Annotated in this window: 26 protein-coding genes; 16 read left to right on the forward strand and 10 right to left on the reverse strand. The window is 69.2% G+C overall.

Translation table 11 applies throughout. The features are described from left to right. Nucleotides 1-9: 9 nt before the first annotated feature. Nucleotides 10-972 (reverse strand): LysR family transcriptional regulator, encoded by a 963-nt coding sequence (locus CDO44_RS24230; protein WP_087782796.1) that lies wholly within the window; start codon nucleotides 970-972, stop codon nucleotides 10-12. A gap of 54 nt (nucleotides 973-1,026) precedes the next feature. Here CDO44_RS24230 and CDO44_RS24235 point away from each other — a divergent pair, with 54 nt between their 5' ends. The 3 genes from CDO44_RS24235 (at nucleotide 1,027) to CDO44_RS24245 (ending at nucleotide 4,890) form a co-directional block, all read left to right on the forward strand. Continuing rightward, entirely contained in the window at nucleotides 1,027-2,100 is a 1,074-nt protein-coding gene (locus tag CDO44_RS24235) for a tripartite tricarboxylate transporter substrate binding protein (protein ID WP_087782797.1), read from the forward strand. A 145-nt stretch (nucleotides 2,101-2,245) separates the two neighbouring features. Next, entirely contained in the window at nucleotides 2,246-3,400 is a 1,155-nt protein-coding gene (locus CDO44_RS24240) for an iron-containing alcohol dehydrogenase (protein WP_087783105.1), read from the forward strand. A gap of 20 nt (nucleotides 3,401-3,420) precedes the next feature. Further along, nucleotides 3,421-4,890 carry an aldehyde dehydrogenase gene (locus CDO44_RS24245; RefSeq protein ID WP_087782798.1) on the forward strand — a complete coding sequence of 490 codons (1,470 nt, stop codon included), beginning with the start codon at nucleotides 3,421-3,423 and terminating at the stop codon, nucleotides 4,888-4,890. 60 nt (nucleotides 4,891-4,950) lie between these two features. On the opposite strand, the gene CDO44_RS24250 is transcribed toward CDO44_RS24245, so the two are convergent. Continuing rightward, a complete protein-coding gene (locus CDO44_RS24250; RefSeq protein ID WP_087782799.1) occupies nucleotides 4,951-5,586 on the reverse strand; it encodes a DUF502 domain-containing protein in 636 nt (211 codons plus the stop codon). 99 nt (nucleotides 5,587-5,685) lie between these two features. Then, nucleotides 5,686-6,744, reverse strand: coding sequence for an MBL fold metallo-hydrolase (locus CDO44_RS24255; RefSeq protein ID WP_087782800.1), 1,059 nt, complete (start codon nucleotides 6,742-6,744; stop codon nucleotides 5,686-5,688). Between the two features lie 198 nt (nucleotides 6,745-6,942). Here CDO44_RS24255 and CDO44_RS24260 point away from each other — a divergent pair, with 198 nt between their 5' ends. The 7 genes from CDO44_RS24260 to cls all read left to right on the forward strand — a co-directional run bounded on the left by CDO44_RS24260 (nucleotide 6,943) and on the right by cls (nucleotide 13,351). Then, nucleotides 6,943-8,124, forward strand: coding sequence for an acetyl-CoA C-acetyltransferase (locus CDO44_RS24260; RefSeq protein ID WP_087782801.1), 1,182 nt, complete (start codon nucleotides 6,943-6,945; stop codon nucleotides 8,122-8,124). Between the two features lie 13 nt (nucleotides 8,125-8,137). Beyond that, nucleotides 8,138-9,004 (forward strand): IclR family transcriptional regulator, encoded by an 867-nt coding sequence (locus tag CDO44_RS24265; protein ID WP_087782802.1) that lies wholly within the window; start codon nucleotides 8,138-8,140, stop codon nucleotides 9,002-9,004. A 41-nt stretch (nucleotides 9,005-9,045) separates the two neighbouring features. After that, nucleotides 9,046-10,014 carry a DNA-binding protein YbiB gene (ybiB, locus tag CDO44_RS24270; RefSeq protein ID WP_087782803.1) on the forward strand — a complete coding sequence of 323 codons (969 nt, stop codon included), beginning with the start codon at nucleotides 9,046-9,048 and terminating at the stop codon, nucleotides 10,012-10,014. Between the two features lie 239 nt (nucleotides 10,015-10,253). Continuing rightward, a complete protein-coding gene (locus CDO44_RS24275) occupies nucleotides 10,254-10,637 on the forward strand; it encodes a sirohydrochlorin chelatase (protein WP_087782804.1) in 384 nt (127 codons plus the stop codon). A gap of 56 nt (nucleotides 10,638-10,693) precedes the next feature. Then, entirely contained in the window at nucleotides 10,694-11,317 is a 624-nt protein-coding gene (locus CDO44_RS24280) for a glutathione S-transferase family protein (RefSeq protein ID WP_087782805.1), read from the forward strand. Continuing rightward, on the forward strand, nucleotides 11,314-11,847 hold the full coding sequence (def, locus tag CDO44_RS24285) for a peptide deformylase (RefSeq protein ID WP_087782806.1): 534 nt from the start codon (nucleotides 11,314-11,316) through the stop codon (nucleotides 11,845-11,847). The genes CDO44_RS24280 and def overlap by 4 nt, the downstream gene beginning before the upstream one ends. 67 nt (nucleotides 11,848-11,914) lie before the next feature. Beyond that, the gene (gene cls, locus CDO44_RS24290) at nucleotides 11,915-13,351 is read left to right on the forward strand and encodes a cardiolipin synthase (protein WP_087782807.1); all 1,437 of its coding nucleotides are present in this window, start codon (nucleotides 11,915-11,917) and stop codon (nucleotides 13,349-13,351) included. Between the two features lie 47 nt (nucleotides 13,352-13,398). On the opposite strand, the gene CDO44_RS24295 is transcribed toward cls, so the two are convergent. Further along, nucleotides 13,399-14,538, reverse strand: a complete 1,140-nt coding sequence (locus CDO44_RS24295; protein WP_087782808.1) for an alpha-hydroxy acid oxidase — start codon at nucleotides 14,536-14,538, stop codon at nucleotides 13,399-13,401. A gap of 196 nt (nucleotides 14,539-14,734) precedes the next feature. Here CDO44_RS24295 and CDO44_RS24300 point away from each other — a divergent pair, with 196 nt between their 5' ends. Continuing rightward, nucleotides 14,735-15,136, forward strand: a complete 402-nt coding sequence (locus CDO44_RS24300; RefSeq protein ID WP_087782809.1) for a hypothetical protein — start codon at nucleotides 14,735-14,737, stop codon at nucleotides 15,134-15,136. A gap of 86 nt (nucleotides 15,137-15,222) precedes the next feature. Here CDO44_RS24300 and CDO44_RS24305 read toward each other — a convergent pair whose 3' ends face one another. Continuing rightward, nucleotides 15,223-15,447, reverse strand: a complete 225-nt coding sequence (locus CDO44_RS24305; protein WP_087782810.1) for a hypothetical protein — start codon at nucleotides 15,445-15,447, stop codon at nucleotides 15,223-15,225. Between the two features lie 86 nt (nucleotides 15,448-15,533). Here CDO44_RS24305 and CDO44_RS24310 point away from each other — a divergent pair, with 86 nt between their 5' ends. Continuing rightward, nucleotides 15,534-16,331, forward strand: coding sequence for a DUF2243 domain-containing protein (locus CDO44_RS24310; protein ID WP_087783106.1), 798 nt, complete (start codon nucleotides 15,534-15,536; stop codon nucleotides 16,329-16,331). A gap of 4 nt (nucleotides 16,332-16,335) precedes the next feature. On the opposite strand, the gene CDO44_RS24315 is transcribed toward CDO44_RS24310, so the two are convergent. The 4 genes from CDO44_RS24315 to CDO44_RS24330 are packed head-to-tail and all read right to left on the reverse strand — an operon-like array spanning nucleotide 16,336 to nucleotide 20,738. After that, nucleotides 16,336-16,659, reverse strand: a complete 324-nt coding sequence (locus CDO44_RS24315) for a DUF3325 family protein (protein WP_087782811.1) — start codon at nucleotides 16,657-16,659, stop codon at nucleotides 16,336-16,338. Then, nucleotides 16,656-18,254 carry a PepSY domain-containing protein gene (locus tag CDO44_RS24320; RefSeq protein WP_233146329.1) on the reverse strand — a complete coding sequence of 533 codons (1,599 nt, stop codon included), beginning with the start codon at nucleotides 18,252-18,254 and terminating at the stop codon, nucleotides 16,656-16,658. The genes CDO44_RS24315 and CDO44_RS24320 overlap by 4 nt, the downstream gene beginning before the upstream one ends. 35 nt (nucleotides 18,255-18,289) lie before the next feature. After that, the gene (locus CDO44_RS24325) at nucleotides 18,290-18,595 is read right to left on the reverse strand and encodes an iron transporter (protein ID WP_087782813.1); all 306 of its coding nucleotides are present in this window, start codon (nucleotides 18,593-18,595) and stop codon (nucleotides 18,290-18,292) included. Then, entirely contained in the window at nucleotides 18,582-20,738 is a 2,157-nt protein-coding gene (locus tag CDO44_RS24330) for a TonB-dependent receptor domain-containing protein (protein ID WP_158213423.1), read from the reverse strand. Before CDO44_RS24330 ends, CDO44_RS24325 begins: the two co-directional genes overlap by 14 nt. A gap of 173 nt (nucleotides 20,739-20,911) precedes the next feature. Between CDO44_RS24330 and CDO44_RS24335 the strand changes: the two genes are divergently transcribed. Together CDO44_RS24335 and CDO44_RS24340 are read left to right on the forward strand one after the other, a co-directional pair. Further along, entirely contained in the window at nucleotides 20,912-21,688 is a 777-nt protein-coding gene (locus CDO44_RS24335) for a response regulator transcription factor (RefSeq protein ID WP_198951436.1), read from the forward strand. Next, nucleotides 21,685-23,085: an ATP-binding protein gene (locus CDO44_RS24340; protein ID WP_087782815.1), complete on the forward strand. Its 1,401-nt coding sequence runs from the start codon at nucleotides 21,685-21,687 to the stop codon at nucleotides 23,083-23,085. The genes CDO44_RS24335 and CDO44_RS24340 overlap by 4 nt, the downstream gene beginning before the upstream one ends. On the opposite strand, the gene CDO44_RS24345 is transcribed toward CDO44_RS24340, so the two are convergent. After that, nucleotides 23,063-24,109: an aldo/keto reductase gene (locus tag CDO44_RS24345; RefSeq protein WP_087782816.1), complete on the reverse strand. Its 1,047-nt coding sequence runs from the start codon at nucleotides 24,107-24,109 to the stop codon at nucleotides 23,063-23,065. The genes CDO44_RS24340 and CDO44_RS24345 overlap by 23 nt on opposite strands. Nucleotides 24,110-24,271: 162 nt before the next feature. On the opposite strand from CDO44_RS24345, the gene CDO44_RS24350 reads away from it, so the two are divergent. Next, nucleotides 24,272-25,135, forward strand: coding sequence for an ABC transporter permease (locus CDO44_RS24350; protein ID WP_198951437.1), 864 nt, complete (start codon nucleotides 24,272-24,274; stop codon nucleotides 25,133-25,135). A 44-nt stretch (nucleotides 25,136-25,179) separates the two neighbouring features. After that, nucleotides 25,180-26,196, forward strand: a complete 1,017-nt coding sequence (locus CDO44_RS24355; protein ID WP_087782817.1) for an ABC transporter substrate-binding protein — start codon at nucleotides 25,180-25,182, stop codon at nucleotides 26,194-26,196. Nucleotides 26,197-26,203 lie beyond the last annotated feature (7 nt).

Below are 26,203 nucleotides of genomic sequence, written 5' to 3' on the forward strand. Positions count from 1 at the left end.
GCCGCGGGGTCAGCCTGCCGGCCGCCTTCCTGGCGCGGGTTTGGCCAGCGGCGCGTGGCCGCGCAGCGCCGAGGCCGCCTCTTCGATATAGGTGGCCAGGGCCCGGGCTTCCGGGCTGAGCGGCCGGATCGAGGAATAGTAGATCTCGGTCCACAGCTCGATACGGGGCCGGAACGGGCGGGTCACGACGTCGGGAAAAATGCCCGTGGACAGCAGCATGGGATTGATCAGCCCGATGCCGACGTTCTGCTGGACCAGCGCGCAGACGCCCATGGAGGTGCTGGCGACGATGCGCTTGGGGATGGCGATCCCGGCTTCCTGCAGCGTCGCCCGGACCAGGATGGAGGTGGGCGACTCTTCGGGCAGCGCGATCACCGTCGCATTCACCAGGTCCGCCGGCCGCACCACCGGCTTGGCCACCAGCGGATGCCGGCGGTGCAGCGCCGCCACCAGCAGGTCTTCCGAGATGGTGTAGCGCTCGCACAGGTCGACGCTGCTTGCCGTGTTGGGGGCGGGCGGATTGGTCACCCCGAGGTCGACCTCGTGGTGGGCGACCGACTCCAGGACCTTGGGCGGCCCTTCCACCCGCAACTGCACGTTGACGTCGGGATGGCTTTCCTGGAAGCGCTGGATGGCGCTGGGCAGGATGGCGATCAGCGGCGGCGCGTGGGCGGCCACGATGACGGTGCGCACCGAGCCCTGGTCCAGCGCGTAGGCTTCGTCCAGCGCCCATTCCAGGTGCTTGGCGGCCTGTTCGGCGCGGGGCAGCAGGCGGCGCGCCGCGGCGGTGGGCTCGAGCCGGCCGCGCTCCAGAGTGAACAGCGCCACGCCGGTTTCGCGCTCCATCAGGCGCAGGGTCTTGCTGACCGCGGCCTTGGATATGCCCAGCCTGAGCGCGGCCTCGCCCATGCCTCGGCTGCGCATGACCGTGGCGAAGATCTGGAAGTGGCGGCTGTTGAGGAGTCGGGACACGTCAGGGGAGCGGCAACGATCCGGCGGAAATCGTTAACCTCGAGTTAACAAGAAATGCCATTGTCACACATCGCCGCTGCCTACAATTTTTTCCAAGGACGAGCCGGCCCGCGGCAGACGCGGGACCGGGCTGCGTCGCTGTCCAACCATTTCGAGATCGATGTGATGATGCGCAAGCTGTTTCCCGTGCTGGCCCTGTCGGCCCTGATTCCCGTGGCCGCCGTGGCCGATTCCTTCCCCGCCAAGCCGGTCACCATCGTGGTGTCGGTGCCGGCCGGAGGCACTATCGACGCGATCGCCCGCATGGTCGCCAAGGACCTGGGCGAGACGCTCGGCAAGCAGTTCGTGGTCGAGAACCGCCCCGGCGCCAACGGCAACATCGCGGCGGACTATGTGCGCCGCGCGCCCGCCGACGGCTACACGCTGCTGATGCTGGCCTCCAGCACCCTGGCGCTGGGCCCGTACGTGATGCAGAACGTGCCGTTCGACCCGATCAAGGATTTCGCGCCGGTGGCGATGACCGCCGGGCTCAACATGGCGCTGCTGGTCCATCCCAAGGTGGGCGTGTCGGACGTCAAGGGCCTCGTCGAGAAGATGAAGGCCAACCCCAACAAGCTCAATTACTCGTCGACCGGCAACGGTTCCTTCCCTCACGTGGCCGGCGCGCTGCTGAACCTGGAAACCAACACGCTCGCCACCCACGTGCCGTACAAGGGCCTGGCGCCGTCCATCCAGGACCTGCTGGCGGGGCAGGTGGATTTCACCTTCGATTCGGGCAGCGCCGTCCACGTCAAGTCCGGCAAGCTCAAGGCCCTGGCGGTGATCGGCCCCAAGCGCGCGTCCGCGCTGCCTGATGTCCCCACCTTCCGCGAGGCGGGATTGCCCGAGCTGGAGAAGGTCAGCGGCTGGCATGGCGTGTTTGCTCCCGCCGGTACGCCGCCGGAGATCATCAAGCGGCTGAATGCCGAAATCAACAAGAGCCTGAAGAAGCCCGAGTCTGTCGAGCGCATCCAGGCCATGGGCTTCGAAAGCGTGACTACCACGCCCGAAGAACTGGGCAACGCCCTGCGTACCGAATACAAGAACTTCGGCGAACTGATCGCCAAGACCAAGATCTCGGCGTACTGATTCCCGGCTGCCGCCTGCCGCCGCCCGGCGCCTGACCGGCCGGCGGCGTCTTTCTCTTTCCATTCATTCTTGCATCGCCCGTGCGGAGGGTGAGGGGCGTGTTCGTCCTTTCCCCCCGCCCGCGGCCCGGACGGAGCTGATGTCCATGCCTAGTTTCCAATTCGATACCACGCCTCGCATCGTGTGCGAGCAGGGCGCCGCGCTCAGGCTGGCCCGGCTCCTGCAGGCTGGCGGCCACCGGCGCGCGTTCATCGTGACCGATCCCGGGCTGGTCCGGGCCGGACTGGTCGATGCGCCGGCAGAGGCCTTGCGCGCGGCGGGCGTGAACGTGACGGTCTACGACCGCGTCCAGGCCGACCCGCCCGAGCACGTCGTGCAGGAGGCGGCGGCCGCCGCGCGCCAGGACCGCGCCGAATGCGTGATCGGCCTGGGCGGCGGCAGTTCGCTCGATACCGCCAAGCTGGTGGCGCTCCTCGCGGCTCGTCCGCAGGCGCTGGCGGACATCTATGGCGTGCAGCGCGCCGCCGGGCCGCGTCTGCCGCTGGTCCAAGTGCCCACCACGGCCGGCACCGGCTCCGAAGCGACGCCGACCGCCGTGGTTTCCACGCCCGATCACCAGAAGCGCGGCGTGATCAGCCCGCTGCTCTTTCCGGACGTGGCCGTGCTGGACGCGACCCTGACGGCGGCCCTGCCGCCCGGGCCCACGGCCATGACGGGCATCGACGCCATGGTGCATGCGATCGAGGCCTACTCCACGCGCCACAAGAAAAATCCCATGTCGGACATGCTTGCCGTGCGCGCCTTGCAGCTGTTGCATGCGCACCTGGATCGCGCGACCGGGACGGGCGGCGACATCGAGAGCCGCGAAGCCATGCTGCTGGGGTCGCTGCTGGCCGGCATGGCCTTCGCCAATGCGCCGGTGGCGGCGATCCACGCGCTCGCCCATCCGCTCGGCAGCCATTTCCATGTTCCGCACGGGCTGGCCAATGCCCTGGTCATGGTGCCCATCCTGCGCTTCAACCTGCCCGTGGCCGCGCCGCTCTACGCCGAATTGGGGCGCGCGCTCGACGACGGCCTGCGGGACGCCGGCGATGCGGCCGCCGCCGAAGCCTTCATCGAGACGATGCAGGCGCACGTGGCCCGGTCGCCGATCCCGCAGCGCCTGCGCGAAGTGGGCGTGCGGGAACGCGACCTGCCCGTCCTGGCGGAAGCCGCGATGACCGTGGACCGGCTGCTGACGAACAACCCGCGCGAGCTGACCCAGGCGGACGCGCTCGCCATCTACACCCGAGTTTTCTAGTGCCCGGACGGAGCCAGACCATGACCGAACACATCAAGACCCTGATCGCGGGCGCCTGGCGGGATGCCTCCGGTCCGCAGTACGCGACCGAGTACCCGGCCGACGGCAGCACCGTGGCCACGCTGCATGCCGCCACCGCCGCGGACGTGGACGAGGCCGTGCAGGCGGCCGAACGGGCCCGGCTGCAGCCCGCGTGGGCGGACCTCAAGCCCCATGAACGGGCGGGCATGCTCTATCGCATCGCCGCGGGGATCCGCGACCGGGCGGAAGCGCTCGCGCAATTGCAGCGCCTGGACAACGGCAAGCCCATCAATGAAACCCGGGCGCTGGTGGCCAGCGCGGCCGGCACTTTCCAGTTCTTTGCCGCCGCCTGCGAGACGATGGAGGACACCATTACGCCGTCGCGCGGCGATTACGTCAGCATGAGCGTGCATGAGCCGCTGGGCGTGGTGGGCGCCATCACACCGTGGAATTCGCCTATCGCCAGCGAAGCGCAGAAACTTGCCCCGGCGCTGGCGGCCGGCTGCGCGGTGGTGTTCAAGCCGGCGGAGATCACGCCTCGCATGGCCATCGAGCTCGCCCGCATCGCGCAGCAAGCCGGTGTGCCGGACGGCATCATCAGCGTGCTGCCCGGCAAGGGCTCCGTCGTGGGCGATGCGCTGGTGCGCCATCCGCTCATCCGCCGCATCGCCTTCACCGGCGGGACGGCCGTGGGCCTGGGCATCGCCCGGCTGGCGGCCGAGCGCCTGATGCCGACCTCGCTGGAGCTGGGCGGCAAATCGCCCACCATCGTCTGCGCGGACGCCGACCTGGACCACGCGGTGGCGGGCGTGCTGTTCGGCATCTTCAGTTCGTCCGGGGAGTCGTGCATCGCCGGCTCGCGCGCGTTCGTGCATGCCAGCGTGTACGAGGCCTTCAAGGAACGCCTGCTCGCGGGCGTGAAGGCCCTGCGCGTGGGCGACCCGGCGAGCGAACGGACCCAGATGGGGCCGCTGGTCAGCCACGCGCACCGCGAGTCGGTCGAGCGCTACGTGCAACTCGGGGTGGACGAGGGTGGCAAGGTGCTGGCCGGCGGCAAACGGCCTATCGGCGACGAATACGGCCGCGGCAGCTATTACCTGCCCACCGTCATCGAGGGACTGCCCAACCAGGCCCGCATGTGCCAGGAGGAAATCTTCGGCCCGGTCCTCGCGCTGCTGCCCTGGAGCGACGAGTCCGACCTGATCGCCCAGTGCAACGACAGCATGTATGGTCTGGCCTCGGGCATCTGGACGCGCGACTACAAGACCGCCTGGCGCATCGGCGCGGCCCTGCAGACCGGCACGGTATGGGTCAATACCTACAAGCTGTTCTCGGTCAGCACGCCGTTCGGCGGCGTGAAGATGAGCGGGACCGGCCGCGAGAAGGGCCGCCTCGGCATCCTGGAATACACGAACCAGAAGAGCTATTACTGGGGCACGAACGCCGCGCCCCTGCCCTGGAGCCGGTAAGGGCGGGCAGTAGGCGCGCGCGGCGATCAGGCTGGGTCCAGGGATCGGGAATTCAGTTCTTCATGGACTGTATCCGTTGCCGGAGTCGGTCGTTCTCGGGGCGGCCGGCGCCGCCGGCGCGCGCGCCATCCAGGCGATCAGCGAGGAGCGCATGGCCTCTTCCACCGACATGTCGATGGGCGTGAGCCAGGACGTCGGCACGAACACCGTGTAGCCGCCGATCATGTAGCCCATGGGCAAGTACACCGCGACCCGTTCGCCGGGCAGGAAGCCTTCGGGCAGCCCAACGGTGCTGCGGCGCGTGACCAGGCCCACCAGCTCGAGCTCCTGTCCCGGCAGGCGCAGGATGACGACCTGCTGGCCGCCCTGCGCCGTGCTGGGCGAGAAGTAGTCGGCGAAGCTCTTGAGCGAGGAATAGATGCTCTTGATGACGGGAATGCTGGTGAAGGGCCATTCCACGTAGGACAGCAGGCGGCGCACCCGGTGCTTGGACACCATCATGCCGACCGCGATGATGCAGAGCACGCCCAGTATCAGCCCCATGCCGGGAAAGTAGAAATCGCCGACGAAAGGATGCAGCACCGCCAGCGCCAGGGCTTCCATCCATGATATGCACACATAGAGCAGATAGATGGTCAGCGCCAGGGGCAGGATGGTGATCAGGCCACGGAAAAAATACTTGTACATGGGCTTCATCGCAGACTCCTGCGGCCAGGGAAAAGCCGCCGCGCGCGGCGGCGGCCGCGGCGCCAAGCATAGCAGCAGAACGGGCGCGGCCGCCGGCCGCGCGGGAGATCAGGCCGGGACGCGGAACCGGAGGACGCCGTCGGCGCCGGTTTCGCGGCTCACCACGCCCTGGTAGTAGAGCATGTGGAGATGGGCGATGGCCTCGCCCAGCGCGAAGGTCATCTGGTGCAGGTCGAGCTTGCGCTTGAACAGTACCGGCACGATGTCGTAGGCCGACTTGGCCTGGCCGGTACAGGCTTCCTTGACCCGCGAGAGGTGGTCGGCATGGTGGGCATGCTGCTGGGCGATGCGCGTATGGATGCCGACGAAGGGCCGGCCATGCGAGGGCAGCACCAGCGCGTCGGCCGGCACGTGGGCGTAGCCGCCGAGGGAATCCAGGTAGAGCTGCAGCGGGTTGCTTTCCGGATCGATGTCGGTGACGCTGACGTTGGTGGAGATGCGCGGCAGCACCATGTCGCCGGAGATGACGATGTTCAGCTCCTTGCAGTACAGCGAGATGTGCTCCGGGGCATGGCCGTAGCCGGCGATGGCCTGCCATTCGTGGCCGCCGATGCGCAGCACGTCGCGGTCCATGATGCGGTTGAAGTGCGCCGGCACCTGGGGCACGAGCTGGGGATAGTAGCGGGTGCGGGCGCGTACGCCGGCCAGCGCCTCGGGGTCGGTCATGCCGTTGCGCTCGAAATGGGCCGCCATCCGCTCGCCGCCGGAAATGGCCTTGCCTTCCACGAACAAGTGGGCCGTGAGGAAGTCGGTGGCGCTCATCTGCAGCGGCACGCCCCATTTCTCGGTCAGCCAGTGGGCCAGGCCGATGTGGTCGGGATGCATGTGGGTGACGATGACCCGCACCACCGGCAGCCCGTCGAGCTGGGTGGCGAACACTTGCTCCCACAGCGCCTTCACTTCGTCGCGCGCGATGCCGCAGTCGACGATGGTCCAGCCGTCGCGTCCCTCGAAACGGTCCCGCAGCAGCCACAGGTTGATGTGGTCCAGGGCGAAGGGCAGCGGCATGCGGATCCAGCGTATGCCGGGCGCGACCTCGATCGCCGCGCCGGCTTCGGGCAGCGTGTCGCCCAGCGGGTATTTCAGTTCGTGTTCGAGAGGATTCATGACGGGTCCGGGGTGCCTGGCCGGTTTTGGGCGGCCCCGCGTGCGGGGGACTAAAATGGGCAGGCAACTTGTTGGTAAATTACAGCTAGTGTACCCATTGCCCGGCAGGCGCCCTCCCGGCCGGCTCGAGCCGCGCCGCTGCACACCATCCGCGCGCCCCATGTGGCGCCTGCCGTTTTCCAGAACCAGGAGTCGAAGATGTCGGATCCCGTAGTCATCGTATCGGTCGCCCGCACCCCCATGGGTGCCATGCTGGGCGAACTCTCCGGATTGTCCGCCAACCAGCTGGGGGCGGTCGCCATCAAGGCTGCGGTCGAGCGCGCGGGCCTCAAGCCCGAGCAGATCCAGGAAGTGATCATGGGCAACGTGCTGCAGGCCGGCCAGGGCCAGGCGCCCGCCCGCCAGGCCGCCCTTGGCGCCGGGCTGCCGCTGCCGGTGGGCTGCTCCACCATCAACAAGATGTGCGGCTCCGGCATGAAGGCCGCGATGCTGGCGCACGACCTGCTCGTGGCCGGCAGCGTCCAGGTCGCCGTGGCCGGCGGCATGGAGAGCATGACCAACGCCCCCTACCTGGTTCCCAAGGGGCGCCAGGGCTACCGCTACGGCCACGCCACCATGTACGACCACATGGCGCTGGACGGCCTGGAAGACGCCTACGACCGTGGCCGCGCCATGGGCGTGTTCGCCGAGGAATGCGCCGCCAAGTACCAGTTCACCCGCGAGCAGCAGGACGCCTATGCGCTCGAGTCGCTGCGCCGCGCCAAGGCCGCCAACGAGGACGGCAGCTTCGAATGGGAGATCGCGCCCGTCACCGTGGCCGATCGCAAGGGCGAGAAGGTCATCGCCCGCGACGAGGCGCCCTTCAAGGCCATGCCCGAGAAGATCCCGACCCTCAAGCCCGCGTTCAAGAAAGACGGCACCGTTACCGCCGCCAACGCTTCGTCCATTTCCGACGGCGCCGCCGCCTTGGTGATGATGCGCGCCTCCACCGCCGAGAAGCTCGGCGTCAAGCCGCTGGCCCGGGTGGTCGCGCACGCCGAGCATTCGCAGGAGCCGCAGTGGTTCACCACCGCGCCGGTGGGGGCGCTGGCCGCGCTGTTCGCCAAGACCGGCTGGAAGGCGGAAGACGTCGACCTCTACGAGATCAACGAAGCTTTCGCCGTCGTGACCATGGCCGCCATGACCGAACACAAGCTGCCGCACGAGAAAGTCAACGTGCACGGCGGGGCGACCGCGCTGGGCCACCCCATCGGTGCGAGCGGCGCGCGGCTGATCGCGACCCTGCTCGGCGCCATGCGCCAGCGCAAGGTCAAGCGCGGCGTGGCGTCGCTGTGCATCGGCGGCGGCGAGGCCACCGCCATGGCCTTCGAGCTGCTCTGAGCGCCAGGGCTGCATGACGCAACACGCAGCGGCCGGCGGCAAGCCGGCCGGACGGGGCGCGAGCGCCGGCCCGGCGGACCGGCCCGTCGCCGGCGCCAGCCAGGCGGGCGACGCGGTCAAGCCCAGCGACGCCTACGTGCAGTCGTTCGCGCGGGGGCTCGCGGTCATCCGCGCGTTCAATGCCGAGCGCCCCGCCATGACGCTGACCGAGGTCGCCGATGCCGCGGGACTGACGCGGGCGGGCGCGCGCCGTATCCTGCTGACCTTGGTGCAACTGGGCTACGTGGTCGCCGAGGGGCGCCTGTTCCGGCTGACGCCCCGCATCCTGGAGCTCGGCTTCGCCTACCTTACCTCCATGCCGTTCTGGGACCTGGCCGAGCCCATCATGGAGGAACTGGCCAACGAGGCGCACCAGTCCTGTTCCGCAACGGTGCTCGACGGCACGGACATCGTCTACGTGCTGCGCATTCCCACCGGCCGCATCATGTCCATCAACCTCGGCATAGGCAGCCGCCTGCCGGCCTATTGCTCGGCCATGGGGCGAGTGCTGCTGGCCGGGCTGGCCGACGAGGAAATCGAGGCGGTGCTGGCCCGCTCCGAGCTGCGCGCCCACACGCCGCTGACCGTGACCGATCCCGTCCGGCTCAAGGAGGCCATCCTCAAGGTGCGCCAGCAAGGCTGGTCGCTGGTGGACCGCGAACTGGAGACGGGCCTGGTCGCCATCGCCGCGCCCATCCGCGATCGCAGCGGGCGCACCGTCGCGGCGCTGAACCTGAGCGGGCAGGCGCACCGCATCACCGCGCGGCAGATGCAGGACGACCTGCTGCCCCTGCTGTGCCGGGCCGCCGAGCGCATTAACGATTTGATGAAGCGCGTGTAACCTTGGAAGACTCTGCCTACGCCTTGCTTCCGGGAGCGCCGATGAACGAGCCATACCCGTGTGCGCCGCTGATACGCGAGATCGGCCGGGGCAAGGACGGCTCCCGCGCGCTGGCGCGCGAGCCGGCGCGCGAATTGATGGGGGCGATGCTCGACGGCCGGGTGAGCGACCTGGAGCTGGGGGGCGTGCTGCTGGCGCTGCGGATGAAGGGCGAATCGGTGTCCGAGGTGGCCGGCTTCCTGGATGCCGCCGAAGCGCGCATGGCGCGCGTGACCCTGCCAGGAGGCGGCCCCGCGGTGGTCCTGCCTACCTACAACGGCGCCCGCCACGCGCCCAATCTGGTGCCGCTGCTGGCCTGGTCGGTGGCGCAGGCCGGCGTGCCGGTCCTGATGCACGGGCAGGCTTCGGACCCGAGCCAGCCCGGCGCCGGTTCAAATATCTCGCGGGTGCCGACGCTCGAGATCCTGGAGGCGCTCGGCATTCCCGCTTCTCCCGATACCGGGTCGGCCGCGCAGGCGCTGGGCGACCGGGGCCTGGCCTACCTGCCCCTGGCGGCGGCGAGCCCGGGGCTGGCGCGCCTGGTGAGCCTGCGCCGCATCCTGGGCGTACGCAACGTGGCGCATACCCTCGCCAAGCTGCTGCGGCCGGTGCGGGGCCCGAGCCTGTTGCTGTCGGCCTATACCCATCCCGAATTCGGCGCCATGCTGGCGGAACTGTTCGCGCTGCGGCGCGAGCCGGCGCTGCTGATGCGCGGCACCGAAGGCGAAGCGGTGGCCAACACCCGTCGCCCCCAGCGCATCGCGCGATGGCTGGACGGCGCGCAAGACACGGCGGTGGAAGGCGCCGAACGCGCCGAGGCGCAACTGCCCGGCCTGCCGCCGCGCGATGCCGCCGCCACCGCCGACTGGGTGCGCGCGATCCAGCAGGGGCGGGAATCCTTGCCGGCGCCGATCGCGGCCCAGCGCGACGCCATCCTGGACACCGTCGCGCGCATGGGGAGGGCGGCATGAGCGCGCCCGCCCGGCCGCCCGAAGGGCGCGCTCCCTCCCCTGGGGAGGATGTCGCGCAGCGACAGGAGGGTAGTCCAGTGAGCGCGCCCGCCCGGCCGCCCGAAGGGCGCGCTCCCTCCCCTGGGGAGGATGTCGCGCAGCGACAGGAGGGTAGTCCAGTGAGCGCGCCCGCCCGGCCGCCCGAAGGGCGCGCTCCCTCCCTTGGGGAGGATGTCGCGCAGCGACAGGAGGGTAGTCCAGTGAGCTCGCGCGGCATCGTGCTGTTCGCCCATGGCTCGCGGGATCCGCAATGGGCGCGGCCGCTGGAGCGCCTGGCGCAGGCGGTGGGCGCGCGCGATCCCGGCGCGGCGGTCGAGACCGCCTTTCTCGAACTCATGCCCCCCACGCTGGAGACGGCGGTGGCCCGGCTCGTGGCCCGGGGTGCGACCGACATTGCCGTCCTGCCGGTATTCTGGGCGGCGGGCGGCCACGTGACGCGCGACCTGCCGCGGCTGCTGGCGCAGGCCGAGGCGGCGCATCCCGGGGTCCGGCTCACGGCGTTGCCGGTCCTGTCCGAGCTGCCGGGCGTCCTGGATGCCGTGGCGCAAGCAGCGTTGCAGTCCGGCGCGGGCCGATCTCCCTGAGGCTTCGCGCCGGCCGGTACACACGATTCATTGCACACCTACACGGAGCATTCACCATGATGACGATCTGGGGCCGCCTGACTTCCATCAACGTAGCCAAGGCGGTGTGGACCGCCCAGGAACTGGGGTTGAAATTCGAGCGCATCGACGTGGGCGGCCCATACGGCGGCCTGGATAAGCCGGAATACGTGGCGATGAATCCCAACAGCAAGATCCCCACGCTGGACGACGACGGCTACATCCTCTGGGAATCGAACTCCATCGTCCGCTACCTGGCCGCGACCTACGGCGCCGGGACGCTGTGGCCCACCGATCCGCGCGAGCGCGGGCTGAGCGACCGCTGGCTCGACTGGCAGGCCACCGAGTTCGGGCCGGCCTTGACGCCGGCCTTCTGGGGCCTGATCCGGCAGACCGAAGCGCAGCGCAATCCGCAAGCCATCGCCGACTCCATCGCCCGCACCAATCGCCTGCTGGGCGTGCTCGAGGGCGTGATGGCGGACGGCCGGCAGTACGTGGCCGGCGATCGCTTCACCATGGGAGACATCGCCGTCGGCTGCGCGGTGGACCGCTGGTTCCTGATGCCGGTCGAACGCCCCGAGACGCCGGCGCTGGCCCAGTGGTACGAGCGCGTCAGCGGCCGGCCCTCGGCGCAGGGCGTGTTGAAGCAGAAGCTGGCATGATCCGCGAAATCCTCAGGATGGGCGATGAACGGCTGCTGCGTATCGCCAAGCCTGTCGAACGGGTAGGCACGCCGGAGCTCGAGTCGCTCATTCGCGACATGTTCGACACCATGGAAGCGGCCGGGGGCGTGGGATTGGCCGCGCCCCAGATAGGCGTGGACCTGCAAGTGGTGATCTTCGGCTTCGACCACAGCGAGCGCTATCCCGACGCGCCGGCCGTGCCGCGCACGATCCTCGTCAACCCGGTCATCACGCCGTTGTCCGAAGAGCGGGAAGAAGGATGGGAGGGCTGCCTGTCGGTGCCGGGACTGCGCGGGTCCGTGCCGCGCCATGTCTCGATCCGCTATACCGGCGTCGACCCCTCGGGCGCGCCCATCGACCGCGTCGCCGAAGGCTTCCATGCGCGCGTCGTCCAGCACGAATGCGACCATCTCATCGGGCGCCTGTATCCTTCGCGCATCGAGGATTTCTCCAAGTTCGGCTTCACCGAAGTCCTGTTCCCCGGCCTGGACCCGCGCAGCGACGACTGACCGCCCGCCGCCCCGGCCCGCCGACGCTATAAGATACGGCCGGGGGAACAACGGAGATCAGCCACCCATGGCGGAAAGTCTGCTGTCGATCGGCCTGGAAGTCGCAGCCATCCACGTGCTGGGCATCATCGCCGCATGCCATGCCGTCATGAACACCCGCACCTCGCAGGGCGCGGTGGCCTGGGCGGTGGCGCTCGTTTCGATTCCGTACCTGACGCTCATCCCCTATCTGTTCCTGGGCCGCAGCCGCTTTGCGGGCTATGTGGACGAACACCGGTTCAACAGTGCGCGGGCGCGGGCCCGCACGGAAGCCGAGGTCAACCAGTCCCAGCTTACCGTGAACGCGCGCCGCGACGCGGCGGCCGAGCCTGCGCTGCGCCGTTTCGTGGCGCTGGATCGCCTGGTCGGCCGCCGGTTCCTGGCGGGCAACGAGGTCAGCCTGCTGCGCAACGGCGCAGCGACGTTCGACGCGATCTTCGCCGCCATCGGCCGCGCCGAGCGCTACGTGCTGGTGCAGTTCTTCGTGGTCCGCGACGACCCGCTGGGCCGCGAACTGCATCGCCGCCTGCTGGAACGCGCGGCGGCCGGCGTCAAGGTCTATTTCCTCTACGACGGCATCGGCAGCCACGCCCTCGCGCGGCGCTACGTCGAGTCCCTGCGGGCCGGCGGCGTCCAGATCCATGCCTTCGCGATACGGCGCTTCAGCAACCGGTTCCAGCTCAACTTCCGCAATCACCGCAAGATCGTCGTGGTCGACGGGCAGACGGCATTCGTCGGCGGCCACAATGTCGGCGTGGAGTACCTGGGCGAGAACCCCAGGCTGTCGCCATGGCGGGACACGCACATCCGGCTTTCGGGACCCGTCGTCGCGCAGGTCCAGCGCACCTTCAGCGAAGACTGGTACTGGGTCACCCAGGAGCTGCCCGACCTGCACATGCCCGAGACCACACCCGGCGACATGATGTGCCTGGCCGTGCCCAGCGGTCCCGCCGATCACCAGGAAACCGGCTCGCTGTTCATGGTGCAGGCCATCCAGGCGGCGCAGCGGCGCATCTGGCTGGCGTCGCCGTACTTCGTGCCCGATTCGGCCGTGCAGTCGGCATTGCGGCTGGCGGTGCTGCGCGGCGTGGACGTGCGGGTGCTGGTGCCCTGCCGTCCCGATCATTTCACGGTCTACCAGGCTTCCCTGTTCCACACCTACGAGGCGGTGCGCGCCGGCGTGAAAATCTATCGCTACCAGCCCGGATTCCTGCATCAGAAGGTGGTGCTGGTCGACGACGATACGGCGGCCGTGGGCAGCGCCAACCTGGACAACCGTTCCTTCCGGCTCAATTTCGAATTGACCGTGCTGACGGTCAGCCCGGCCTTTGCCGCCGACGTGGAGGCGATGCTGCTGGCCGACTTCGCCCATGCGGTGGAAGTGAAGCCCGACGAGTGGGCGCGCATCCCCTTGCTGCCGCGCGTCGTGATGCACGTGGCGCGAATGTTCGCGCCGGTGCTGTAGCCGGTTGCCGGGCGGCCGCTTTTTTTGCGCGCCCTCCCGGCGCGGCCTCAGTGGCGCACCAGGACGTGCGGACCGATCTCCTCGATGGTCCGCGTGCCGGTGAGGGCCATGCTGACGTCGAGTTCGCGCTGGATGATGCCCAGCGCGGCATCGACGCCGGGGCGTCCCATGGCGCCCAGCCCGTACAGGAAGGCGCGTCCTATCATCGCGCCGCGCGCGCCCAGGGCCAGCGCCTTGAGCACATCCTGGCCGCTGCGCACGCCGCCGTCGAACAGCACTTCGGTCTTGTCGCCCACGGCCTCGACGATGGCGGGCAGGGCGGCGATGGACGAGAGCGCGCCGTCGAGCTGGCGTCCGCCGTGGTTGCTCACCACGATGGCGTCCGCGCCGCAGGACGCGGCGATGCGGGCGTCCTCGGGATCAAGGATGCCTTTCATGATGAGCTTGCCGCCCCATTGCTGCTTGATCCACTCGACGTCCTTCCACGACAGGGTCGGGTCGAACTGCCGGGCGGTCCAGCGGGCGAGGCTGTTGATGCCGTCGGCATCCTTGACGTAGCCCGCCAGGTTGCCGAAGGTCTTGCGCCTGGAGCCGAGCATGCGCAGCGCCCAGGCGGGCTTGCTCGCCAGGTCCAGCAGGTTGCCCACGGTCGGCCGCAGCGGCACGGTCATGCCGTTCTTCAGGTCCTTGTGGCGCTGGCCGAGGATCTGCAGGTCCAGGGTCAGGACCAGCGCCGAGCACTTGGCGGCCTTGGCGCGCTGGATCAGCGACGCGATGAACTCGCGGTCGCGCATCACGTACAGCTGGAACCAGAACGGCTTGGTAGTGGCCGCCGCCACGTCCTCGATGGAGCAGATGCTCATCGTGGACAGGGTAAAGGGAATGCCGAACTGCTCCGCCGCCTGGGCCCCGAGGACTTCGCCATCGGCCCATTGCATGCCCGCCAGGCCGGTGGGCGCAATGGCCACGGGCATGCTCACTTCCTGCCCCAGCAGCGTGCTCTTGGTCGAGCGGTTGTCGACGTTGACCGCGACGCGCTGGCGCAGCTTGATGGCGGCCAGGTCGTCGGTGTTGGCGCGGTAGGTGCACTCGGTATAAGAGCCGCTGTCGGCGTAGTCGTAGAAGGCGCGGGGCACGCGCTTCCTGGCGAGCTGGCGCAGGTCTTCGATGCAGGTGATGACGGGCATGGGGAAATCCGGTAATTCGAGAGGGGGCGGCGCAAGGCCGTATGGGGGCTTATTTTGCTACAGATGAGCCAGGAGCGGCCCGTCACCGCGTGCGATGCGATCTCGCCGGACCGAGCGCGGGCCGGGCGCACCGTGCATCGCCGGGGTCCGGGTACGAAAGCTGCTGCCGGTACCGGCCCTATTGCAGGAGCCGATCATGAAGCAACCGCCCGATCCGAATGCCGGCGCGCCGCGCCCGCGCCACGTTTCTTCCGAGGACGCCCCGCGTCCCGACATGGACCATCCTCCCGGTGCGCCGGGAGCCACGACGGAGTTCGACCGGGGAACGGCGCAAGCCAGCCAGGAAGCGCGAACCGGGACGCTGCCCGGTTCCGATGATTTCACGCCCGCGCAGCGCGGCCAGCAGGGCGCCGACGTGGAGGTGCGCAGCGACGGCGCCGAGGGTAACGCCAAGCGCGAAGGCGATTCGGAAGAACGGCACGCCCCCGCGGCTGGCAGCGGCAACACGCTGGGTGAAGGCATGACTGCCGGCGGCACGGAGGGCGTGGAGCGCCGGCGGGAATGGCTCGAGCGTGTTGAAAAAGAAGGGGAGGATTGAAATACCGGGCGCCAGTGCCTGGGCCGGCGTCTGATCGCGGCGGCAGGCCGCCCGCCATCGTTTCGCGCAAGCCGGGGCGACTGGCTTCAGGCCAGGTCGGGATCGCGCCCCTTGCGCCGCGGCGGATCCGCCGCCGGCGGTATCTCGCCGGGCATTTTCCTGCCGACGTCCGCGGGCTCCGACCCGGATGGGGGCTCGACCTTCTCGCGCGGCTTGCCTTCGGAGCCCACGCCGAGCCAGTTCGGGTCGGCGGGGCGTTCCCGTATGACGGTGGCGGGCTTGGGGGCGGTGTCTGGCTTGTCGGGTTTCATGGGATAGGCCTCCGGAAAGGCCGCTGCGCAGCAAGACGCGTGCCCCGGGCCCTGGCATGGATCTCAGGAGAATGGAGCGATCGATCATGAAAAGCGCGTCCCTGGCCGAAGTGGTATGGGTTCCCTCCAGGCTGTTCCGCTGGTCGGGTTATCTGCTGGGTTTTGCGTTGGGCGGATTCTTCGACGGCATCCTCCTGCACCAGATCCTGCAATGGCATCACTTGCTCAGCGGGCTCGAGGGCGGGCCATGGCGCGACCTGCGGGTGCAAGTCATGGCGGACGGCCTGTTCCACCTGGCGATGTACGTGGTGGCGCTGGCGGGACTGTGGGCGTTGTGGCGCACGCGCGCTCAGTATGGGCAGCCGGGCGCGGGCCGGCTGCTGTGGGCGTATGTATTGATCGGGTTCGGCGCTTGGCACGTGCTGGACGCGGTGCTGTCCCATTGGCTGCTGGGCATACACCGCATACGGATGGACGCGGCGAATCCGCTGTTGTGGGACTTGGCGTGGTTCGTGGTGTTCGGCCTGGGCATCGCGGCTGCCGGCTGGGGGCTGCGGCGGCGTGGAGGCGGCAAGCGGGGCGGCGGACGGGCCGGCTTGGCGGCGCTGCTCGCCGCCGTGGCCATCGCCTTGCCGTGGTCGCTGCGTCCGCCGCCCGGCACGAACGCGGTCGTGGTCCTGTTCACGCCGGGCACCACCGCGCCCGAGGCCCTGGCAACCTTGAGCCGCGTCGATGCGGATCTTCTGTGGAGCGATGCGTCGGGCCAGCTCTGGGCGATCAGGCCGGGGGCGGGTTATCGCACCTCGGCGCTCTATCGCCACGGTGCCATGTGGGTAGGCGGCTCGCTGTTGCCGGCGGCGTGTCTGGGCTGGTTCAAGGCCTGAGCCCTCAGCCCAGCGCCAGCCCGGCGAGGCCCGCCGCCAGGCTGAGCAGGCCGCCGTGGGGAACCCAGGAAGGGCGGAAGCTGATGAGCAGGGTGCAACAGAAGGCCGCGAACCCTGTCACCGCGATCCATAGCGCGAGGCCGACCGAGACGCCCCATCCGGCCGCCGCCGGCAGCGCCGCGATGGCCAGCAGGGCCCAGCCCGCGCCGCGCAGCCAGGCCAGTGCCGGCGCGGCCGGGCCGTGTGCGCCATGACGGTATCTTTCGCTGGCCATGGCCAGGCAAGTCATGGCGGCATAGGCCAGGGCCGCCGTCGAGAAGAGATTCATGACGCGGCCTCGTTCCCGCCCGGCGCGGAGGGCGCACGCGCGGGAAGACGGTTTTTCCGGGCAGGCGCGGGACGGCCGATGCGCGCGGCGGCCCAGGCCAGCAGTACCCCGGCCAGCACGGCGGCCAGGTCGAAGCCCGCGATGGCCCACTGCCCGGCGGGGATGCTCGTGGCCAGGCCGTGGCCGCCGGTCCAGGCGTTCAGCAGCGGGATCGCCGCGAACAAGGCCGCCGCCGCGCCCAGCTGTTCCTGCCAGGCCCGCGCGTGGGGCCGGACCAGCGCATGGGCCAGCGCCAGCGCCCAGACGATGAAGAAGCCGCGTATCTCCCAGTCGGCCCGGCCCGCCATGCCGGCGGGCAGCAGCCGGTTGCAGAAGAAGTAGGCCGCCGTCGCCACGGCCAGCCCGGCGATGGCGGCGACGTTCAGGACCTCTACCAGGCGATGTCCGGCCGGCGTGCGGCCGAGCCGCGCGCGCTCGGGCAGGCGCTTGGACACCCACAGCATGAGGCCCGTGGCGACCATCAGCGTGCCCAGCACGCCGGACAGGAACAGGATCCAGCGCATGGCCGGACCGGCGAACCGGCCCAGGTGCAGGCTCGCCATGACGTTGTAGGTGGCCCGCACGGCCGAGGGTGCCGCGGTGGCGGGGGCTTCGAGCGCGCGGCCGTCCACGCCGTCGAAGCGCAAGCGGCGCGGCGTGCCGCGGTCGGCCAGGCTCGCGCCGCCTTTTTCGCGGATCTCCAGGACGGGCCGGCCGCCGGCCGTGCGCGTCATGACGATGGCGCCCGCCTCGGCGCCTGCCCATTGCTCGGAAGCCCGGGCCAGCAGGGTGGCCACGTCCGCCTCCACCCGCTGCGGTGCGCCGGCGTCGCGCTCGGCCGGCCGCCCGGTGCTTTGCCCGCCCGCCGCGCCGCCGCGCAGCTCCGATACGAACCGGCCGCCTCCTTCGCTTCCGTACAAGGCTTCGCGCGGCCCGGGCATCAGGGTGCCCATGAGCAGCAGGAGTCCGCTGAACGTGATGACGAGGTGAAAGGGCAGGGCGAACACGGCGGTGGCGTTGTGCGCGTCGAGCCAGGTCCGCTGCCCCTTGTCGCGGCGGAAGGTGAAGAAATCGGCGAAGATCTTCTTGTGGGTGATGACGCCGCTGATGAGGGCGGCGAACATGAACATGGTCGCCAGCCCCACGATCCATCGCGCCCAGATGCGGTCCATGCCGTAGAGCTCGAAATGGAAGCGGTACAGGAAGTTGCCGCCGCGCGTTTCGCGCGCCTCGATCACTTCTCCGCTGCCGGCGTCCAGATAGGCGCGCCGGGTGCCCGCCCGGCCGGCGGCGGCGCCCGGTTCGCGCCAAGACGCCTGCACCTCGGAATGGCGCGCTCCAGGCAGTGCCAGGGTCCACGTCGCGGCATCGGGCGCCAGGCGCTCGATGGCGTCGACCGCGACACGGGCCGTGTCCGCGTGGGGAGCGGACCGGTGCAGTTCCGGCCGCATCCACTGGTTGATCTCGTCGAGGAAGAAGCTGAGGGTGCCGGTAAGAAACACCGCGTACAGCAGCCAGCCCAGCACGAGTCCCGACCAGGTGTGCGCCCACGCCATCGATTGGCGCAGGCCCTCCGGCCTGCCATCCGCCCTCATCGCGCGCCCCAGTCCAGCCCGTGGGTCAGCAGCAGGCAGGCGCCGTAGAAACCGGCTACCACGCCGGACAGCCTGGCGAGGCTTGCGCAGCGGAACGCCCAGAGGGCGACCCACGCGTACACGACGAAGGCCAGCATGGTTGCCGCCAGCACCGCGTCGACCCGGGGCAGCGGCAGCGCAAGCGCCGCCAGCTTGCCGACGGCGACCGCGAGCGCGTACCCGCCCGCGATGGCCACGGCACCGCGCAGTGCGATCGACGCCCGGTAGCGTGCCGTCGCCGGGTTGCGGTCAGAACTGGACATTCATCGCCACCCACAGGCGCCGGCCGTCGAGGTACAGGTTGGCCACGTCGTAGTCCAGGCGCTTGTCGCCCAGGTTGTAGATGGCCGCATGCAGGGTGACCGTCTTGTTCACCCGGTACGAACCGCCCAGGTCTACCTGCACGTAGCCGGGCGACATGGTCGGCACGGCGCTGGTGCGGTTGAGCTTCATCTGCTTGTCGTAGGCCCAGACGCGCGCCCAGCCGGTCGCGGCCTGGGTCGGCTTCCATTCCACCGTGCCGCTGAAGATCTGCTTGGGCGTGCCGGCCAGCTGCAGGCCGGTCTGGCCATTGACGGGATCATCGGTGATCTTGGAACGGATGTAGGTGTAGGTGCCGCGTACCGTGACCGTATCGGTCAGCGCCCATTTCAGGTTGCCTTCCACGCCCCGCATCACGGCCTTGCCCACGTTCACCCGCGAGCGGATGGTGGCGCCGGGATAATTCGGATCCTCCACTCCGGGCAGGGTGACTTCGGTGATCTTGTTCTTGAAGTCGTTGTTGAACAGGGTCACGCCGCCCGACAGCCGGCCGCCGTCGCCGTAGTGCAGGCCGATTTCCTGGTTGATGCTGGTCTCGGGCTGCAGGTCGGGATTGGAGCGGATGACGATGGAGCCGCCGCCGTTGCCGCCGCCCGACGAGAGCGCGTAGCCTGGCAGGATGTCGCGCGCCGAGGGGGCCTTGTAGCCCTTGGAGACGCCGCCCTTCACCGTCCAGTTGTCGTTCACGTGGTAGACCGCGTAGGCGCGCGGCGTCCACTCGCGGCCGAAGACCTCGTGGTCGTCCAGGCGCAGCCCGCCGGTCAGGGCGAGCTTGTCGGTCACGCTCCATTCGTCCTCGATGAAGACCGCCTTCATGACGGTCGACAGCTTGGCGCTGGAATCGGTCACGGTGCGCCACGAGGACCCGTTGTTCGGCATGCCGGGATAAGGATCGTTCGTGCCGGGCACGAAGCAGCCGTAATAGGGATCGGACGGGTTGGTCCGTATGCACTCGCGCCCGACGTAGTTGGTGGCGGTGAATGCCTCCTTGCGATACTGCCCGCCCATCGTGACGAGATGGTTCTTGACGGGCAGCGTCCACTTGCCGTCGAGCACCGTGTTGCGCAGCACGTTCGGGTCGGCCGGCACGGCATTGGTCTCGAGGTTGAAGTTGCGGCGGAAGGCTCTTTCCTGATAGAGGCTGACGGTCGACGTGCCCCAGTCGCCCCAGCGGCCGGTGTGGGTGAGCGAGATGTTTTCGCGCTCGTTCATGCTGCGGGTCGAGGCGGTGGCGTCGGTGACCGACACCCCGCGGTGGTAGATGCTGTCCTGTCGGCTGCGGCCGAAGTCCAGCACGAAATCGTGGTTGCGGTTGGGCGTCAGCGAGAGTCGGCCGTTCAGGTTGTAGTTCCTGGCCTTGTTGAAGCCGTTGACGATCTCGTCTTCGGAGCGGTTGAAGTAGCCGCCGTAGATGGCCAGCCCCAGCATGTCTTCCTTGATCGGGCCGCTGAGGTAGAAGTTGGTGCCGACGGAGTTGCCGGCGGAGGAGCGCTCTTGCAGCGTTCCCTCGATCTTGGCCGAGCCGCCCCAGCGGGTGGCGACCTTGCGGGTGATGATGTTGATCACCCCGCCCATCGCATCGGAACCGTACAGCGACGACATCGGACCGCGGATGACCTCGATGCGCTCGATCGCTTCCAGCGGCGGAATCCATCCCTGCTCGTATCCGGCATTGCCGTTGGTGCGCGCCTCGCGCGTGTTCTGGCGCTTGCCGTCGACCAGGATCAGCGTATAGGCGCCGGGCATGCCGCGGATGCTGATATCCTGGCCGCCGCCGCCCGCCTGAGCCGCCGCGCCGGTGATGCTCACCCCTTCGATGGTCCGCAGGGCGTCGGTCAGGTCGCGGAAGGCGCCTTGTTCCAGTTCCTCGCGGGTCACGACGCTGATCGAGGCCGGCGCCTGCTTGATGTCCTGTTCGAAGCCCGAGGCGGTGACCACCACCGTATCCAGCGACTGGGTCGGCGCGGTGGCGTCCTGGGCGGCGGCCTGAGCGGCAAAGCCCGCGAGCAGGGCGGTGCGGAGGATGGAGCGCGCAAAGGGAGTGCTGCGTGCCGCCGCTGGCGGCCGGGAGGGGGCTTGGAACATGGGTGGCTCTGAGGAATGAAGGGCCGGGTCCGGGCTGACCGGATCGGACACGTCGACAAACAAATGAGAATGATTTCTATTGACTATAATGGCCGCTCGACCGATTCCTCGCGTCAAGGTTTGGATCTTTGGATTTCTTGACGTTTCTTTAGTTATCTTTGGACAAGAAGGGCATGAGTGTGCGGTATGCACGACATGAGGCGGCCGGCATGGCCGTGGCGCCGGCGGCAGCCGGGCAGGCCACGGTGCTGCTGGCCGACGACGACGCCGAGCTGACGCAGATGCTGGCGGAGTTCTTCGCCGGCGAGCCATTCGAACTGCACGTCGCCCAGGACGGCGCGGCCGCGGCCGAGATGGTGAGCCGGCGCCGCTTCGACCTCCTGCTGCTCGATGTCATGCTGCCGCGGCTGTCGGGGTTCGACGTGCTCAGGCAGGTGCGCCGGATTTCCAGCATTCCCGTCATCATGATGACTGCCCGCACCACGCAGGAGGACCGCATCGAGGGCCTGGAATCCGGCGCCGACGACTACGTGTGCAAGCCTTTCAGCCCGGCCGAGCTGCTTGCCCGCATGCGCGCCGTCATGCGCCGCACCCTGCCGCAGCCGCCGGCCCCGCCCCAGCCGCCGCAGGCCGACCCGGGCATCGCCATCGGCCGGCTGCGGATCCTGCCCCGGTCGCAGCGCGCCTACATGGGCGACGAGGCGCTGGCGCTGACTTCGGCGGAACTGCGGGTGCTCGAGATCCTCGTGCGCCACGCCGGCACCCCCGTCACTCGCGAGCACCTGACCGAAGCCGCCCTCGGCCGGCAGCTCGAGGCCTACGATCGCAGCCTGGACACCCACGTCAGCAACCTGCGGCGCAAGCTGCGCGAGTGTACGGGGCCGGGCGCGGCGCCCGAAATACGCGGGCTGCGCAATCTGGGATACATGCTGCTGGCGGGCGGCGCGTGAAATCGCTGTTCCTGCGCATCTTCCTGTCGTTCTGGATCGCCATGGGCCTGATCCTGACGGGGGGCATGGCGATCATGGGTTCGGTGCAGTCGTACCGCGTGAAGTCGCTGTACGAGGTCAATCCCGACCAGCTCGCGCGGGAGGCCAGACAGGCTGCGCTGTCCGGCGGGATCCCCTCGCTGCGCGAGTGGCTGGCCGCGCTGCATGCGCGTCATCCGGCCCTGGGCGCCTATATCGTCGACGCGGACGACCGCGACATCGCCGGCCAGACCTTGTCCGTGCTGACGGCCGATCGCCTGCGTTCCTACCGGGCGCGCAACCACTGGCGCGCCTCGCTGGGCCTGGCTCCCGTCGGCGGCACGCCGGTGCCGCCGCCCGAGGCCACGCCGCCCGAGTATCAGCCGTCCTGGTGGAACATCCGCCGGCTGACGCTGGAGGACGGCCGCAGGTTCGATCTGCTGTTCGACCCCTTTGCCCTCTCGGAGCTCGACGTGCTCGACCAGCCCCACGTGTGGTGGCTGCTTCTCCTGTTCTGTTTCGCCGTCAGCGCGCCGATCTGCTGGCTGCTGGCGCGCACCATCAGCGGCCCGGTCGGCCAGTTGCGCGACGGCGTGCGGCGCCTGGCCTCGGGGGATCTCGGGGTGCGCGCCGGCAAGCCGCTGGGGCGCCGGCGCGACGAACTGGGCGTGCTGGCCCGCGACTTCGACGCCATGGCCAGCCGCATCCACGAACTGGTGGCCACCAAGGAGCGGCTGCTGCGCGACGTTTCGCACGAACTGCGCTCGCCGCTTGCGCGGCTGCGCGTGGCGCTCGACCTGGCGCGGCGCGGCGGCCCGCGGCTGCCCACGCAGCTGGATCGCATCGAGCGCGAATGCGAACGCCTGGATGCCATGATCGGCCAGATCCTCCAGGTAGCCCGCTTGCGCGGCAAGCCTATCCAGGCGCGGGAGCCCGTCCGGCTGGACGACCTGGTGCGGGAGGTGGTCGACAACGCGAGGTTCGAGGCGCAGGCCAAGGAGGTGGCCGTCAAGGTGGCGGGCATCGAAGGCGCCGTGGTGCAAGCCGAACGCGGCGCCCTGGCCAGCGCCTTCGACAACGTGCTGCGCAACGCCTTGCGCTTCTCGCCGCGCGGCGGCGAGGTCAGCGTCACCCTGCGCGACGACGGCGGCGCCTATGCCATGGAAGTCGCCGACCGCGGCCCGGGCGTGCCGGCCGACGCGCTGCCCCACCTGTTCGAGCCCTTCTTCCGTTCGGGCGACGCCCGCGACCGGGAGAGCGGCGGGGCGGGCCTCGGGCTGGCGATTGCCGCCGCGGCCATGCATAGGCACGGCGGAAGCGTCGAAGCGGCCCTGCGCGAAGGCGGCGGACTGCTCGTCAGGCTGCGCGTGCCGGCGTGATTCCCGATCGCCGGCGGAACAGCGGCAGCAGGTCGGGAGACGCGGTCTGGCCGGGAGCGGGCGCGACGTTGCGGTCGAGCTGCACCTGTTGCGGCACATAGGGCGCTTCCAGGCGATCGAGTTCTTCCGCCGTCAGCACGATGTCCAGCGCGGCCACGGCGTCATCCAGGTGGCCGACGCGTGTGGCGCCCACGATGGGCGCGGTGACCGCGGGGTTGTGCAGCAGCCAGGCCAGCGCGATCTGCGCCGGCTTGACGCCCCGCTCGTCGGCGACCTGGATCACCCGGTCCACGACCCTCTCGTCCTCCGGACGGACGAAGTCGCGGACGACGCGCGAGCGTTCGGTGTCCTGCCGCCGGCTGCCCGCCAGCAGCCCGCGCGCGAGCGGGCTATAGGGCAGCACGGCCACGCCCTGGTGCAGGCATAGCGGCAGCGTTTCGCGTTCCTCCTCGCGATACAGCAGGTTGTACTTGTTCTGCATGGTCGAGAACCGCGCCAGCCCATTGCGCTCGGCAAGCTGCTGCAGGGTTGCGAACTGCCATGCGTGCATGCTGCTCGCGCCGACGTAGAGCACCTTGCCGGCGCGCACCGCGTCATCCAGCGCAAGCATGACTTCTTCCAGCGGCGTGCGCGGGTCGAGCCGGTGTATCTGGTAGAGGTCCACGTAGTCGGTACCCAGCCGCCTGAGGCTGCCCTCGATGGCGTGGCGTATGCGCTTGCGCGACAGGCCGTGGCTGGTCTCGTCGCCCTTGGCCAGGCCCACCTTGGTGGCAATGACGACCTTGTCGCGGCCCGGGCCGTAGCGCTTGACGGCGCGCCCCAGTATCTCTTCCGACAGGCCGCTGGAATAGGACTCGGCCGTGTCGAAGAAATTGAAGCCGTGCTCGAAGGCCGCCCGGTAGTGGGGCTGGGCGTCGTCTTCCGACAAGGCCCAGGGCATCCAGTCCCTGGATCCGTAGCTGGAGGCGCCGAATGCCAGCCGCGATACCCGCAGCCCGGTGGATCCCAGATCGATGGTGCGCATGAGTCGTTCCGTATGCGGCGCTTGCCGAAAGGCCGCAATCTACCAACCGGCGGTGTCCGGGGGAAATGCGATTTGCGGCATTGCATATGCGCCCGGTGCGAGGATCGATATGCGGACAAATTCCTTCGTGGCCGCGGGCGGGCGACATAGAGTGATCCTCCTGTGCATCACATCGTCTATCCCATGTCCAGCGTTCCGTCCCGTCTGCATGCCGTGCGCGCGGTGCCTGCCATCGAGGCGGGCGGTCCCGCGCGCGCACGCCGCATTCCCGCGGCCGTCCTGATCGTGTCGGGACAGGTCGCCCTGCTTGCCGCCATCCTCTTCTACGTGCAGTTCCTGGTCGACAGCGGCACGGTCAAGCCCATCTACCTGGCGTCGCCCACCCAGGTGCTCGAGGCCTTTCCGCGGCTGGTCGTCGAAGAGGGCCTGGTCCGCCATTTGCTGACCACGCTGTCCGAGGCGCTCCTGGGCCTGGCCATCGCATTCGTCGCCGGCATCGCGACGGGTGTCGTGATGGGACTGCTGCCGGCGGTGCATCGCTTCCTCAATCCCTTCCTGGTGGCGCTGATGGCCATACCCAAGGTCGCCATCATTCCGCTGCTCACGCTCTACCTGGGCATAGGCTATGCCCACAAGGTCTTCATCGTCGTCCTGTTCGGCTACTTCATCTTCGTGTTCAACACCATCGCCGGGATCCGGCAGGTGCAGGAGAACCACCTGAAGGTGGCCAGGGTGCTGGGCGCCACGCCGGCGCAGCGCATCTTCAAGATCGTGCTGCCCTCGGCCATTCCGGCCATCATGGCGGCGGTGCGCGTCGAGGCCGTGATGTGCGTCGTGGCCGCGCTGCTTGCCGAAATCGTGGCGTCCAAGGCCGGCATCGGCAACCTGCTGAACCGGGCGACGGGTGTCTACGATACCGCCGCCGTGTTCGCGCTGGTGGCCACCATCACCGTCTTCGCCTTGCTCATCATCTTCGTCGTCGAGCAGCTGGAAAAACGCGTCCTGCTCAGGTGGAAGCATGTCTGACGCACCGTCCGCGCCCATTTTTTCGTCCGTCCACAGGTCCTCTCATGAACTCCAATCGACGCGACGCGCTGTCGCGCATCGCCGCGCTGGCCGCGGCGGCCTCCGTACCCGGCATTCCGTTCGCCCAGGGGGCCGGCGCTTCCAGGAAGCTCAAGCTCGCCGCCACCAACAGCTATACCCAGCAACCCATCGTCTTCGGGGTCGAGAAGGGGTTCTTCAGGGAAGAAGGCCTGGAGGTCGAGTTCGTCGACGCGCAAGATGCCGTGACCGGCGTCGCCACTGGCGAGCTGTCGTTCGCGTTCGGGCCGACCAGCGTCTACCTGCGCGCGGCGGCGCTGGGCGCGCCGATCAAGATCGTGTCGTCGGGCTTTCGCAGCAAGGGACCGTATTTCCTGATCGCGCGCCCCGGCATACCGGCCATCGCCGGCCTCAAGGGCAAGACGGTGGGCAATGCGCAGGCGGGGTCCAACCTCGACACCGTGCTGCGGACCATACTCGTGCGCAACGGGCTCGATCCGCGCCGCGACGTGACCCTCTTCGCCAACGGTTCGACCCAACAGGCCTACGGCACGTTGATCTCGGGCCAGGTCGACGCCACCATCATCCATCAGCCCTTCGCCGCCCTGGGCGAGCTCGAGAAGACCAGCCGCACGCTCGCGCGGGGCTGGGACTACCTGCCCACCTATCACACCGGCGTGCTCATCGCCGGGGACCGGCTCATTGCGGCCGATCCCGACCTGCTGCGGCGCGGACTGCGGGCGTATTTCAAGTCCTACGCCTACGCCAAGGCCCACTATCCGGAATACCTGCCCTGGCTGCAGGCCCGGCTCAAGCTCAATCCGCGGGCGGTGGAGCTGGCGCTCAAGCAGGAGGACGACATCTGGGACAACAATCCCGACGTCGACCCGGCCGCGATCGAGGCCACCCAGCGGGTGGAGATCGCGCAGCAGAACCAGAAGGTCCTCTACGACGCGGGCAAGTACATCGACCTGCGCTTCCTGCCCAGGGAATACGTCAAGCCATTCGTCTATCCCAATCAATCGGCGGCGCTGAAAGGCTGACCAAGGG

It is taken from the genome of Pigmentiphaga sp. NML080357, from assembly GCF_002188465.1.
In the GTDB taxonomy this organism is placed as follows: Bacteria; Pseudomonadota; Gammaproteobacteria; order Burkholderiales; family Burkholderiaceae_B; genus Pigmentiphaga.

What these genes read in the sequence shown, in the direction of transcription:
- CDO44_RS24330 (WP_158213423.1), bottom strand. Translation starts at nt 20,738, where the DNA reads ATGTTCCAAGCCCCCTCCCGGCCGCCAGCGGCGGCACGCAGCACTCCC.
- CDO44_RS24355 (WP_087782817.1), top strand. Translation starts at nt 25,180, where the DNA reads ATGAACTCCAATCGACGCGACGCGCTGTCGCGCATCGCCGCGCTGGCC.
- CDO44_RS24265 (WP_087782802.1), top strand. Translation starts at nt 8,138, where the DNA reads ATGACGCAACACGCAGCGGCCGGCGGCAAGCCGGCCGGACGGGGCGCG.
- def (WP_087782806.1), top strand. Translation starts at nt 11,314, where the DNA reads ATGATCCGCGAAATCCTCAGGATGGGCGATGAACGGCTGCTGCGTATC.
- CDO44_RS24300 (WP_087782809.1), top strand. Translation starts at nt 14,735, where the DNA reads ATGAAGCAACCGCCCGATCCGAATGCCGGCGCGCCGCGCCCGCGCCAC.
- CDO44_RS24345 (WP_087782816.1), bottom strand. Translation starts at nt 24,109, where the DNA reads ATGCGCACCATCGATCTGGGATCCACCGGGCTGCGGGTATCGCGGCTG.
- CDO44_RS24235 (WP_087782797.1), top strand. Translation starts at nt 1,027, where the DNA reads ATGCCATTGTCACACATCGCCGCTGCCTACAATTTTTTCCAAGGACGA.
- CDO44_RS24335 (WP_198951436.1), top strand. Translation starts at nt 20,912, where the DNA reads ATGAGTGTGCGGTATGCACGACATGAGGCGGCCGGCATGGCCGTGGCG.
- CDO44_RS24310 (WP_087783106.1), top strand. Translation starts at nt 15,534, where the DNA reads ATGAAAAGCGCGTCCCTGGCCGAAGTGGTATGGGTTCCCTCCAGGCTG.
- CDO44_RS24250 (WP_087782799.1), bottom strand. Translation starts at nt 5,586, where the DNA reads ATGAAGCCCATGTACAAGTATTTTTTCCGTGGCCTGATCACCATCCTG.
- CDO44_RS24280 (WP_087782805.1), top strand. Translation starts at nt 10,694, where the DNA reads ATGATGACGATCTGGGGCCGCCTGACTTCCATCAACGTAGCCAAGGCG.
- cls (WP_087782807.1), top strand. Translation starts at nt 11,915, where the DNA reads ATGGCGGAAAGTCTGCTGTCGATCGGCCTGGAAGTCGCAGCCATCCAC.
- CDO44_RS24260 (WP_087782801.1), top strand. Translation starts at nt 6,943, where the DNA reads ATGTCGGATCCCGTAGTCATCGTATCGGTCGCCCGCACCCCCATGGGT.
- ybiB (WP_087782803.1), top strand. Translation starts at nt 9,046, where the DNA reads ATGAACGAGCCATACCCGTGTGCGCCGCTGATACGCGAGATCGGCCGG.
- CDO44_RS24325 (WP_087782813.1), bottom strand. Translation starts at nt 18,595, where the DNA reads ATGTCCAGTTCTGACCGCAACCCGGCGACGGCACGCTACCGGGCGTCG.
- CDO44_RS24305 (WP_087782810.1), bottom strand. Translation starts at nt 15,447, where the DNA reads ATGAAACCCGACAAGCCAGACACCGCCCCCAAGCCCGCCACCGTCATA.
- CDO44_RS24255 (WP_087782800.1), bottom strand. Translation starts at nt 6,744, where the DNA reads ATGAATCCTCTCGAACACGAACTGAAATACCCGCTGGGCGACACGCTG.
- CDO44_RS24240 (WP_087783105.1), top strand. Translation starts at nt 2,246, where the DNA reads ATGCCTAGTTTCCAATTCGATACCACGCCTCGCATCGTGTGCGAGCAG.
- CDO44_RS24320 (WP_233146329.1), bottom strand. Translation starts at nt 18,254, where the DNA reads ATGGCGTGGGCGCACACCTGGTCGGGACTCGTGCTGGGCTGGCTGCTG.
- CDO44_RS24315 (WP_087782811.1), bottom strand. Translation starts at nt 16,659, where the DNA reads ATGAATCTCTTCTCGACGGCGGCCCTGGCCTATGCCGCCATGACTTGC.
- CDO44_RS24295 (WP_087782808.1), bottom strand. Translation starts at nt 14,538, where the DNA reads ATGCCCGTCATCACCTGCATCGAAGACCTGCGCCAGCTCGCCAGGAAG.
- CDO44_RS24245 (WP_087782798.1), top strand. Translation starts at nt 3,421, where the DNA reads ATGACCGAACACATCAAGACCCTGATCGCGGGCGCCTGGCGGGATGCC.